The organism is Herbiconiux daphne, assembly GCF_024979295.1.
Taxonomy (GTDB): domain Bacteria; phylum Actinomycetota; class Actinomycetes; order Actinomycetales; family Microbacteriaceae; genus Herbiconiux; species Herbiconiux daphnes.
This window is the reverse complement of sequence record NZ_JANLCJ010000005.1, coordinates 37,207-48,305: the sequence shown is the minus strand read 5'-3', so window position 1 is coordinate 48,305 and position 11,099 is coordinate 37,207. Positions and strand designations below refer to the sequence as shown.

The 11,099-nt window shown below is 69.7% G+C and carries 13 protein-coding genes; 4 read left to right on the top strand and 9 right to left on the bottom strand.

Annotated elements, in window-relative coordinates:
• The 3 genes from N1032_RS13960 to N1032_RS13950 are packed head-to-tail and all read right to left on the bottom strand — an operon-like array spanning position 1 to position 1,748.
• Positions 1 to 273, bottom strand: a complete 273-nt coding sequence (locus N1032_RS13960; RefSeq protein ID WP_259539745.1) for a PTS sugar transporter subunit IIB — start codon at positions 271 to 273, stop codon at positions 1 to 3.
• Positions 270 to 737 (bottom strand): PTS sugar transporter subunit IIA, encoded by a 468-nt coding sequence (locus N1032_RS13955; RefSeq protein WP_259539744.1) that lies wholly within the window; start codon positions 735 to 737, stop codon positions 270 to 272. The genes N1032_RS13960 and N1032_RS13955 overlap by 4 nt, the downstream gene beginning before the upstream one ends.
• Before the next feature lie 15 nt (positions 738 to 752).
• Complete coding sequence (locus tag N1032_RS13950) at positions 753 to 1,748, bottom strand: helix-turn-helix transcriptional regulator (RefSeq protein WP_259539742.1); 996 nt, start codon at positions 1,746 to 1,748, stop codon at positions 753 to 755.
• A 60-nt stretch (positions 1,749 to 1,808) separates the two neighbouring features.
• Between N1032_RS13950 and N1032_RS13945 the strand changes: the two genes are divergently transcribed.
• The 3 genes from N1032_RS13945 (at position 1,809) to N1032_RS13935 (ending at position 4,308) form a co-directional block, all read left to right on the top strand.
• Complete coding sequence (locus tag N1032_RS13945) at positions 1,809 to 3,020, top strand: ABC transporter ATP-binding protein (protein ID WP_259539741.1); 1,212 nt, start codon at positions 1,809 to 1,811, stop codon at positions 3,018 to 3,020.
• Positions 3,017 to 3,838, top strand: a complete 822-nt coding sequence (locus N1032_RS13940; protein WP_259539739.1) for an ABC transporter permease — start codon at positions 3,017 to 3,019, stop codon at positions 3,836 to 3,838. The genes N1032_RS13945 and N1032_RS13940 overlap by 4 nt, the downstream gene beginning before the upstream one ends.
• Before the next feature lie 62 nt (positions 3,839 to 3,900).
• Positions 3,901 to 4,308, top strand: coding sequence for a glyoxalase superfamily protein (locus N1032_RS13935; RefSeq protein ID WP_259539738.1), 408 nt, complete (start codon positions 3,901 to 3,903; stop codon positions 4,306 to 4,308).
• Positions 4,309 to 4,425: 117 nt separating this feature from the next.
• Here N1032_RS13935 and N1032_RS13930 read toward each other — a convergent pair whose 3' ends face one another.
• Genes N1032_RS13930 through N1032_RS13920 form a run of 3 tightly spaced genes read right to left on the bottom strand, consistent with a single transcriptional unit; the run spans position 4,426 to position 7,548 of the window.
• Complete coding sequence (locus N1032_RS13930; RefSeq protein WP_259539737.1) at positions 4,426 to 5,547, bottom strand: adenosine deaminase; 1,122 nt, start codon at positions 5,545 to 5,547, stop codon at positions 4,426 to 4,428.
• Entirely contained in the window at positions 5,544 to 6,347 is an 804-nt protein-coding gene (locus tag N1032_RS13925) for an IclR family transcriptional regulator (RefSeq protein ID WP_259539735.1), read from the bottom strand. Before N1032_RS13925 ends, N1032_RS13930 begins: the two co-directional genes overlap by 4 nt.
• Positions 6,348 to 6,351: 4 nt before the next feature.
• Positions 6,352 to 7,548 carry an adenosylhomocysteinase gene (locus N1032_RS13920; RefSeq protein WP_259539734.1) on the bottom strand — a complete coding sequence of 399 codons (1,197 nt, stop codon included), beginning with the start codon at positions 7,546 to 7,548 and terminating at the stop codon, positions 6,352 to 6,354.
• A gap of 90 nt (positions 7,549 to 7,638) precedes the next feature.
• Here N1032_RS13920 and uriH point away from each other — a divergent pair, with 90 nt between their 5' ends.
• Entirely contained in the window at positions 7,639 to 8,586 is a 948-nt protein-coding gene (uriH, locus tag N1032_RS13915) for a uridine-preferring nucleoside hydrolase UriH (protein ID WP_259539733.1), read from the top strand.
• 114 nt (positions 8,587 to 8,700) lie between these two features.
• Here the strand turns inward: uriH and N1032_RS13910 are convergent, their stop codons facing one another.
• The 3 genes from N1032_RS13910 to N1032_RS13900 all read right to left on the bottom strand — a co-directional run bounded on the left by N1032_RS13910 (position 8,701) and on the right by N1032_RS13900 (position 11,093).
• Positions 8,701 to 9,219 carry a DinB family protein gene (locus N1032_RS13910; RefSeq protein ID WP_259539732.1) on the bottom strand — a complete coding sequence of 173 codons (519 nt, stop codon included), beginning with the start codon at positions 9,217 to 9,219 and terminating at the stop codon, positions 8,701 to 8,703.
• 106 nt (positions 9,220 to 9,325) lie between these two features.
• Entirely contained in the window at positions 9,326 to 10,618 is a 1,293-nt protein-coding gene (locus N1032_RS13905; RefSeq protein WP_259539730.1) for a thymidine phosphorylase, read from the bottom strand.
• 13 nt (positions 10,619 to 10,631) lie between these two features.
• Complete coding sequence (locus tag N1032_RS13900) at positions 10,632 to 11,093, bottom strand: cytidine deaminase (protein WP_259539729.1); 462 nt, start codon at positions 11,091 to 11,093, stop codon at positions 10,632 to 10,634.
• Between the last annotated feature and the right edge of the window lie 6 nt (positions 11,094 to 11,099).

The following is an 11,099-nucleotide window of genomic DNA, read 5'->3' as shown; positions in this document are numbered from 1 at the left end:
TCAGCCGACGGCGATCTCGAGCTTCGCCGTGATCTCCTCGAGGTCGAAGTAGTTGTCGATCACCACGACGTCGGCGTTCGTGGGGCCGATCGCGCCCACGAGCTCCTGCGACGTGAGGATGACCTGGGCGTCGGCGGCCGCGACCCCCACGCTCGCGACATCCGTCGCCGTGACCTCGGCCTCGATGTCGAGCCGCTCGAGAGCGCGCGTGGCGTTCACGCGCAGAATCTCGGACGTGCCGATTCCGGCACCGCAGATGGCGACGATCTTCATGGCTTCAGGATACGGCCGAGCAGCTGCCTGACCTCGTCTTTCGTGGTCGCCGCGGCGAGCCCGGGAATGACGGAGGCGTCGTTGAAGACGTTGGCCAGGGTGGCGACGGATGCCACGTGCTGGTCGCTCTCGGTGGCGGCGAGCCCGATCACCACCGACACGGGGTCGTTGTGGGCGTGGCCGAACGACACCGGCTCGGCGAGCGTCACGATGGCGAGGCCGGGGGCGTGAATGTCGGACCCCGGGCGGGCGTGCGCCATGGCGAGGCCGGGCGCGATGACGATGTAGGGGCCGTATTCCTCGACGAGCGCGATCATGCGGTCGCCGTAGCCGACGTCGGAGTAGCCGGCCGCCGCGAGCGCCTCGGCCGCGAGACGCACGGCCGACCGCCAGTCCGGCGCGATCGCGTTCAGTGCGATGGCCGAATCGGGCAGCTGGTCGAGCGGAGGGGGCGTGAACGACATCTCCCGTGAATCATGTCAGCCCGGCGTGGGCGATAGCGGGGAGTTGGCTGGGACCGCGGATCGCATGCGCGCGGCCGTCTCGGCGGCGAAGGCGAGGAACTCGGGCGACCCGTGCAGCGTGTACTCGACGCCGGCGGGAATCCACATCACCGAGGTGAGCATGGTCTCGAAGCTCTCGCCGCGGATCGGCCAGCGCGTGGTCTCGGCGTCGATCGGCTCCGCTTCGGCGGCCCACCCGCCGAACTGCTCGCGCATCACGTCGACGGGCAGACGCACGTGGGCCTCCGCCGTCAGCCGACGGTGCAGCGACGAGAGCGCGGTCTGCACGAACTGCGCGGCATCCGCTGCCGGCAGTTCGCGGGGGTCGAAGTGCAGGCGGGTGCCGAAGAAGCCGCTCATGCGATCGACGCGGAAGGTGCGCCAGTCGGAGCGCTGCAGGTCCCAGCAGACGAAGAACCAGCTGCGGGATGCCGCGACGAGCGTGTGCGGCTCGACGACGCGATCGGTCTCGGCGCCGTTCGCCGCCTCGTAGTGGAACCGGATGCGCTCGCGGTCGCGGCAGGCCAGCGCGAGTTGACCGAGCAGCTCCTGCGAGACCGGGGAGCCCTGTGAACGTGGCGTCTGCGGCAGCACGAAGCCGGCGAGGGCGTTGACGCGGTGCCGGAGCGCCGAGGGCAGCACCTGCTCGAACTTGGCCAGCGCCGTGAGTGTGGTCTGCTCGCCGTCGGCCAGGCCCTGCGTGGCGGCGACCCGCAACCCGATGGCCATGGTGACGGCCTCGTCGTCGGTCAGCAGCAGGGGCGGCAGTTGCGAGCCGGCCTCGAGCCGGTAGCCGCCTGCCACGCCGCGCGTCGCCGCGACCTGGTAGCCGAGCTCGCGCAGGCGCTCGACGTCGCGCCGCAGCGTGCGCTCGGTGACCCCGAGGCGCTCGGCGAGCTCGGCGCCCGGCCACTGGCGGTGGGTCTGCAACAGGTTGAGCAGAGAGAGGATGCGCGAGGTCGTTTCGGCCATGGTCGATATTCTCTCGTATTCAGGACAGAAAGTGACCTGATGTCTTCGTACCGTGGTGCCATGACAAACGACACGATGATCACCGCTCGCGGTTTGACCAAGCAGTTCACCGTCAAACGCGCCACCGTCGACGCCGTCACCGACCTCGACCTCGACGTCGCCACGGGCGAACTCGTCGCCTTCCTCGGCCCCAACGGAGCGGGCAAGTCGACCAGCTTGCGCATGCTGACCACGCTGCTGCCACCGACGCGCGGCACGGCGGTCGTGGCCGGGCACGACATCGCCACCGACCCGGCGGCCGTGCGCCGGCGCATCGGCTACATCGGGCAGGGAACGAGCGCGGGCAACAACCAGCGCGTGCGCGACGAACTGCTCAGCCAGGGCGCGTTCTACGGCATGAGCCGTGCCGACACCGCCCGGCGGGCCGGCGAACTCTTGGAGTCGCTCGATCTCGCGCCGCTGGCCAAGCGCCCGGTGCTCGGGCTCTCGGGCGGCCAGAAGCGCCGGCTCGACATCGCCCTCGGCCTCATCCACTCCCCCGCGCTGCTCTTTCTCGACGAGCCGTCGACCGGCCTCGACCCGCAGAGCCGCGCCAACCTCTGGCGGCACATCCTCGATCTGCGCGAGCAGCACGGCACCACCGTCTTCGTCACCACCCACTACCTCGACGAGGCCGACCAGTTCGCTGAACGCGTGCTCGTGATGGACCACGGCCGCGTCATCGCCGACGACACCGCCTCGTCGCTCAAGTCGACGCTGGCCGGCGACGTCATCACCCTCGGTTTCGCATCGGCGGATGACGCGACGCGGGCACGGGGGGTGGCGGCGCGCGTCTCGAACCCTCGCGGCGACTCGGGGAAGGGTGCCGGCGGGGGCGCCGGTTCGGCTCCGGTGTCGCGGCGTGACGACGGCCGTGCTCTCGAGCTCGTGGTCGATCACGGCGAACGCGTGCTGCCCGTGCTGCTGCGCGAACTGGATGCCGCGGGGGCGCCCGTCGTCACCGCGACGCTTCGGCAGCCGACGCTCGACGACGTCTTCCTCGCCCTGACCGGTCGCAGCCTGCGTGACGAGGGCGAGACCACCGAGTCGGCCGACGCGAAGGGCCGCGGCGACGAGGTGTCGTCAGACGCCGGCTCGACCGGCGCCTCGGCCGCCGCCCCCACGTCGTCGAGCGTCGACACCCGCACCGGCACCGCCACCGGCGCCCCCGCTTCGTCCGCTCCTACCTCCTCCAACCCCGGCACCACCTCCTCAGAAAGGGTCTCCGCATGAGCACCGCCACCGCACTCCCGCCCCGCGCCACCGCCGGCCCGTCCGCCGCCGGGGTCACGCGCCCCACCTCGCTCGTTCGCGACACCTGGAACGTGCTGATCCGCGAGCTGCGGCCCGTCGTGCGCGATCCGTTCTCGCTCATCTTCAGCCTGCTGCAGCCGCTGGTGTTCCTCGGGCTGTTCGGGCCGCTGCTCGTCGCGAGTTCCGATCAGCCCGCGAGCGTCACGCTGCAGTGGTTCGTGCCCGGCATCCTGGTGATGATCGCCCTGTTCGGCACCGGCACGACCGGCTCCAATCTGCTCTTCGAGATGCAGACCGGATCGCACGAACGCACCCTGGTGGCCCCGATCGCCCGCTCGTCGCTGTTGGTCGGGCGAGCGCTGAAGGAGATGGCCCCGATCATCGTGCAGGCGGCCGTGATCGCTCTCGTGACCATTCCGTTCGGCTTCAGCGCGAACCCCGTGGGCATGCTGATCGGACTGGCACTGCTGGCGGTCTTCGGCCTCGGCTTCGGGTCGCTGAGCTACGCCCTGGCGCTCGCCAGCCGCAATCGCGACTGGATGTTCTGGGGCGTGCAGCAGGCCACGATCTTTCCGCTGCTCATCCTCTCGGGCATGCTCCTGCCGCTCGACGACGGTCCGGCCTGGATGCAGGTCGCCGCCGGCTTCAACCCCATCAGCTACGTCGTCTCGGCCGAGCGCGCGCTGTTCGCCGGCGATCTCGGCTCCCCAGCCGTGCTGTGGGGCTTCGTCGCGGCGGTCGTGCTCGCGGCGATCGGCCTCGCGGTCGGCATCCGGGCCATGAAGAAGGCGCACTGACGATGCTTGAGAACACCGACACCCGAAGCCACCATGGAATCACCCCCGAAAGGACAACTGCAATGGACTGGAAGATCGAACTCGTCGCCATCCCGGTGACCGACGTCGACCGCGCGAAGAGCTTCTACGTCGACCAGGTCGGCTTCAACGCCGACCACGACCACGTCGTGAGCGACCAGCTGCGCTTCGTGCAACTCACCCCGCCCGGCTCGGCCTGCTCGATCGTGCTCGGCACGGGCATCACCGACATGGCACCCGGCTCGCAGCGCGGAGTGCAGATCGTGGTCTCCGACGCCGAGGCGGCCCGGGCGCAGCTGCTCGCCAACGATGTCGAGGCGAGCGAGATCGACGAGCAGCCGTGGGGCCGCTTCGTCTACTTCGCCGACCCCGACGGCAACACCTGGGCCCTGCAGCAGCTGCCCGAGTGGGCACCCGCGAACCAGCAGGCAGACCCCGCCGCCGCGAGCTGACGCCGACGCACCACGCCGACCGACGCCGACACCCACGCGTCGCACGAGAAGAGCGGATGCCGCGAGCCACCCGGCCGCGCGGCATCCGCTCTTCTCGTCGAGCGTTCCGCTCGCGGATCAGGCCTCTTCGAAGCCCTCCGAGATGGCATCGGCGAGGTCTTCGCGGTCTTCGATCGGCAGGAACGACGCCGCTGCCGCGTTGAGCTGGAAGACCTCGATGTCGGAGAGGTCGTAGCCGAACGCGTCGGTCAGGAGCGCGAGCTCGCGGCTGATGGTGGTGTTGCTCATCAGCCGGTTGTCGGTGTTCACCGTCACCTGGAAGCCGAGCTGGTAGAGCAGGTCGAACGGGTGATCGACGAGTTCGTCGCCCCACTCCGAGATGGCGCCGGTCTGCAGGTTCGACGACGGCGAGAGTTCGAGGGCGATCTCGCGGTCTTTGACCCACTGCGACAGCAGACCGAGGGTGACGTAGGTGTTCTCGTCGTCTTGGCGCTCGATCTCGATGTCTTCGGCGATGCGCACGCCATGGCCGAGCCGCAGGGCTCGCCCGTCGAACAGCGCGCCGCGGATGCTCTCGAGCCCGTCGGCCTCGCCCGCGTGCACCGTGACCGGAAAGAAGTTCTGGGCCAGATAGTCGAATGCCGCGAGCTGGTTCTTCGGGGGAAAGCCGAGCTCCGCGCCCGCGATGTCGAAGCCGACCACGCCGCGGTCGCGGTGGCGCACGGCGAGCTCGGCGATCTCGAGACCGCGGTTCGCGTGACGCATGGCGGTGACCAGCTGACCGACCCGGATGCTGCGGCCGTCGGCCCGGGCGTCGTCGGCGCCCTGCTCGATGCCTTCTTGCACGGCCTCCACGACCTCGTCGAGGCTCAGGCCCTTGCTGAGGTGCTGCTCGGGCGCCCAGCGCACCTCGCCATAGATCACGCCGTCGGCGGCGAGGTCGTTGACGAACTCCCGGGCGACCCGGGTGAGGCCCTCGCGGGTCTGCATGACCGCGATGGTGACGTCGAAGGTGGCCAGGTAGCTCGGCAGCGAGCCGGAATCGGCGCTGTCTTCGAACCAGTCGCCGAGCTCGACCTCGTCGGTCGACGGCAGAGCCAGGTCGAGGGCATCGGCGAGTTCGATGATGGTCGCGGGCCGGAGACCTCCGTCGAGGTGGTCGTGGAGCGACACTTTCGGCAGGGAGTTGAAGCTGATTCCGGTTCCGGGGACGAGGTATTCCTCTGGCGCTGCAGTCATGGCTCCAGCCTAGGGTCTCGGGCCTCGGCACCGGGTGCCAGTGCGAGCGATCGACCGATCTCGGCGGCGGCGTCACGGGCCCGGCCGATGACGACCTCGGGTGCCTCGGCGCTCAGGCTCGTGGCCACGTAGGGCACCGTCAGCGCGGCCACCGCGGTCGAATCGGCACGCAGGATGGGGAACACGACGTCGGTGATCGACGGCTGCCGCGCATCCGGCCGCTCCAGGTAGCCGTCGCCCCGGATTCTCTCGGCCAGCAGACGCTCGAGCGCCGACCCTCCGTCGGCCGGCACCTCGGGCCTGAACGCCTCGAGCACCATGCCGGTCGCCGTCTCGGTGACGGAGAACAGGGCGCCGACCCGCACGCTGAAGCCGAAGTCGCCCGGGCTCTCGACCTGGGCGATCACCCGCACCCGCTCGGCGTCGAGCACCGAGAGGTTGCACGACTGCTGGATGTCGCCCGCCAGCTCGCGCATCACCGGAAGCGCGGCGGCGGTCAACGACCGCAACGGCTCGTGGCGGTGTGCGAGATCGAACAGCCGCAGTGACAGGACGTAGAGACCGGATCGGTCGCGGAAGACGAAGCCGCGACGTTCGAGTGTCGTCAGCACGCGGAAGATCTGGCTCGGTGAGCGCTCGATCGCCTGAGCGATCTCGAGCTGGCTCAACCCGTCGCCTCGGTCGGCGAGCAGTTCGAGGATGTCGAGTGCTTTGTCGAGGGCCGGCACCGAGTAGTCGGGAGCCGACTTCAGGGGCCGGCCGGCGACATCGTCGCTCGGCGAGGCGATCGGCGCGATCACGGCGTCACTCCGATGCGTTCATGGTGAGCAGCATGCGCCGCGCGATGGTGCGGTCGACGTCATCCGGAACGGGCTGCGCTCCCGGCGTCAACGTCGCGGCCCCCGTCGCGATGCGCTCGAGCGAGAGCGTCTGCAGCAGGAACCCCAGATCCATCGACTCGATCGAGTTTCCTTTGGGCTCGCGCCCGGCCAGATTGAACATGCGGCCGCCGGCGATGAGCACGACGTGACGGCCGTCGGGCAGGGCGAAGCGCTCGATGGCCTCGTCGATCTCGCGGCTGCCCGTCGCGGCGGCGCGAAGACCGTCGGTGTCGATCTCCCAGGGGAAGTGGCCGCAGTTCGCGAGCACGGCGCCGTCGTGCATGCGCTCGATGGCCTCCATCGTGAGAACGCCGGCGTGCCCGGTCGCGGTGATGAACACGTCGCCCCACTCGGCGAGGCCGACCGCGGTCGACACCCGGAACCCGTCGAGAGCCGCCTCGAAGGCCTTCAGCTCGTCGACCTCGACGACCGCCACTTTGCCGCCGAGAGCGCGCAGGTAGTGGGCGACGCCGCGCCCGCACCAGCCGTAGCCGAGCACGACGAAGCGGCGACCGGGCACCATGAGGTTCGTGATGCGCATGAAGCTCTCGACCACCGACTGACCGACCGCGTGCTTGTTCTCGCCGATCGCCTTCAGCAGGCTGTCGTTGATGACGATGACCGGGAAGGGCACCGCACCCGCGAGTTCGCGGCGCAGCCGATCGCCCCCCGAAGTGGTCTCCTCGGTGCCACCCAGGATGCCCGCGGTGGCGCCGCGCGCGACGACGCCGGCCACCAGGTCGCCCCCGTTGTCGAGCAGCATCGTCGGCTGCGCGTCGAGCACGCTCAGCACGTTCTGGTGGTGCTGGTCGAGCGAATCGTCGCGAGTGCCGAACAGGGTCATGCCCTGTTCGCGCAGGAAGGCCACGATGTCGTCTTGGGTGGAGCCGTGGTTGCCGGTGCCGACGATCTCGGCGCCACCCGCGGCCAGCGTCTCGAGCAGCACGGCGGTCTTGGGTTCGAGGTGCAGCGACATACCGATGCGGTGCCCGGCGAACGGCTGGGTCACCGCGAGCTCGGCACGGGCACCCGCGAGCAGCGGCATGCGGGAACGGATCCATTCCAGACGAGCGGCGCCGCGCGAGGCGAGGGCGGAGGACGAGGAGTCGGTCGAGGTCATGACGACATCATTGCACAGATGAATCTCGATTTCATATATGAATTCACTCGAAATGATGTCAAGATGGTGCTCCCCCTCGAACGGAGAACCATGCCGCAGAAGATCATCCTCGATTGCGACCCCGGCCACGACGACGCGATCGCCCTGCTGCTCGCTCACGGCAACCCCGAGATCGAGTTGCTCGCCGTGACCACCGTGGTGGGCAACCAGACCCTCGACAAGGTCACGCGCAATGCGCTGTCGGTGGCGCGGGTGGCCGGCATCACCGGCGTTCCCTTCGCGGCCGGGTGCGCCCGGCCTCTGGTGCGAACCATCTCAGTCGCCCCTGACATCCACGGTGAATCGGGGCTCGACGGGCCCGCGCTGCCCGATCCCGTGATCTCGCTCGACCCCCGGCACGCCGTCGACCTGATCATCGAGACGATCATGGCGCACGAACCGGGCACGGTGACGCTCGTGCCGACCGGAGGGCTCACCAACATCGCACTCGCGGCCCGCCGGGAGCCGCGCATCGTGCCCCGGGTGAAGGAGGTCGTTCTCATGGGCGGCGGCTACCACGGCGGCAACTGGAGCGCCACCAGCGAGTTCAACATCATCATCGACCCCGAGGCCGCGCACATCGTGTTCAACGAGTCGTGGCCGCTCACCATGGTGGGCCTCGACCTCACCCATCAGGCGCTCGCGACTCCGGATGTCGTGGAACGCATCCGGTCTCTCGGCACATCGCCCGCGCAGTTCGTGGTGGAACTGCTCGAGTTCTTCGGCGGCACCTACCTCGAGGCCCAAGGCTTCGAGCATCCGCCCGTGCACGACCCGTGTGCGGTCGCGCGCGTGATCGACCCGTCGGTGATGACGGTGCGGCGCGCCCCGCTCGACGTGGAACTCAGCGGAGCTCTGACGCTCGGCATGACCGTCGCCGACTTTCGGGCACCCGCTCCCGACGACTGCACCACCCAGGTCGCGGTCGCGCTCGACAACGAGAAGTTCTGGAACCTGATCGTCGACGCCCTCGAGCGCATCGGCGAACCGGTCGCCTGATGCCCGGGGCCGCTCCAGAAGCCGGCGGCGGGCCGAATGACTGCACGCATTCGGACCACCGCGGGCCCCTGGAGGCGCGGCCCCGACCACCCCGGGGCGGGAGACGCCGGCGGATCAGCCCCGCACGTCGTGCAGGTGGTGCACCGGGTCGTGGATGAAGTAGCGCGCCAACGTATCGACCGTGAACACCGAGCCGTCGCCCCGAAAGCCCCGCCGCTGCCACGCGTCGTCGGGAACCTGCTCGAACGCCGTCGCGAGCTCTTCGGCGGCAGCGGTCAGCTCGGCCGAGACGACCGCCGGGTCTTGCTCGTTGTAGCGGTCTTCCACCGCCGTGGCGTCCTGGTCCCAGTTGGCGAACTCGGGGTCGTCGTCGTCGAGCATCAGGCCGAGTCGCACCCGGAAGATGCGGAACACGTCGCGCACGTGGGCGGCGTATTCGAGGTTCGACCAGGTGGCGGCATCCGGTCGCACCGTGACGTCGTCGCGCTCGAGCACCGCCGGCCACGCGGCGGCGTTCGCGCGCAGCAACGCGGGCACGGCACCGGCCTCGGTGGCCGACGAGTCGAAACCGCACTCAGGGCACTCGCGTTCGAGCACCCACGTCCAGTTCTTGGTGTCGGGAACTATCGCCATGACGCGAGCCTAGGTGCACCGACCAGGCGCGAGCCACCGCATTCCCGCCACGCTCCCGGCACTTCCTGCCACACCGCGACCTCCGACATGCGGTGCGCTCCGCGACCTACGAGATGCGCTCCGCCACCAACGGGCCGGTGGGCACGTACTCGCCGGCGTCACCGATCGAGTACGCGTCGTCGAGCGCCGCCAAGGCCCGCGGAAAGCGCTCGGCCTCGTCGGCCGAGAGCGTGAACAGCGGCTGACCCTCCACGACGGTGTCGCCGGGCTTGGCGTGCAGGTCGATGCCGGCGGCGTGCTGCACGGCGTCTTGGGCGCGAGCGCGACCGGCCCCCAGTCGCCACGCGGCCACACCGAACGGCAGGGCGTCTTGACGCAGCAGCACGCCCGAGCGCGGCGCGAGCACCGTGTGGGTCTCGCGAGCGACCGGCAGGGGCGCGGTGGGGTCGCCGCCCTGGGCCCGGATGACGCGGTTCCAGGTGTCCATGGCGCGACCGTCGCGCAGCGCCGCCTCGACGTCGGCGTCGGGCTGCCCCGCGAGCCGGAGCATCTCGGATGCGAGGGCGAGCGTGAGTTCGACGACATCCGTGGGCCCGCCGCCGGCGAGCACCTCGACCGATTCGCGCACCTCGTTGGCGTTGCCGATCGCGAGGCCGAGCGGCACGTTCATGTTCGTCAGGAGCGCGGTGGTGGCGACTCCGGCGTCGTTGCCCAGGTCTACCATGGTGCGGGCGAGCTCGCGCGACTTCGCGATGTCCTGCATGAACGCGCCCGAACCGAACTTCACGTCGAGCACGAGCGAGTCGGTGCCCTCGGCGATCTTCTTCGACATGATCGACGACGCGATGAGCGGAATCGCCTCGACCGTTCCCGTGATGTCGCGCAGCGCATAGAGCTTCTTGTCGGCCGGCGCGAGCCCGGAACCGGCCGCGCAGATCACGCCGCCCACCGTGCGCAGCTGCTCGAACATCTCGTCGTTGGTGAGCGACGCCCGCCAGCCGGGAATGCTCTCGAGCTTGTCGAGCGTGCCACCGGTGTGTCCGAGCCCGCGGCCCGAGAGCTGGGGAACCGCCACCCCGAACGACGCCACCAGGGGCATCAGCGGCAGCGTGATCTTGTCGCCGACGCCGCCGGTCGAGTGCTTGTCGACGGTCACCTTGCCGAGGTCGGCGAAGCTCATCCGCTCGCCCGACGCGATCATCGCGAGCGTCAGGTCGCGCACCTCGTCTCGCGACATCCCGTTCAACAGGATCGCCATGGCGAGGGCCGCCATCTGCTCGTCGCCTACGAACCCGCGGGTGTAGGCGTCGATCAGCCAGTCGATCTCGGCGGTCGACAGGGTGCCGAGATCGCGTTTCGTGCGGATGAGGTCGACGACGTCGAACTGCTCGGTGGCCATGGGTGGAACCTTTCTATTCCGCGAGTGACTCTTCGCGGTAGGCGACGAGGGTGCGCGGCCCGAACGCATCCGGGATCACCTCGTCGATCGTCTTGAACCCCGACACCGTGTCGAGCACCATGCCCTCGGCCGAGTGCTCGAACAGCAGCTGCCGGCAGCGGCCGCACGGCATCAGGGTGTTGCCGTGCCCGTCGACGCAGGTGAACGCCACGAGCTTGCCGCCACCGGTCATGGTGAGGCTCGACACGAGCGTGCACTCGGCGCAGAGCGTCAGGCCGTAGGAAGCGTTCTCGACGTTGCAGCCCGAGATCACCCGGCCGTCGTCGACGATGGCGGCGACCCCGACGGGGAACTTCGAATAGGGCACGTAGGCCTTCTCCATCGCCTCGAGGGCGACCGCCCGCAGAGCCGCCCAGTCGACCGACTCAGCACCAGCAGAAGCGGCACCGGAAGCGGCAGCACCAGCAGAACTCATCGAACC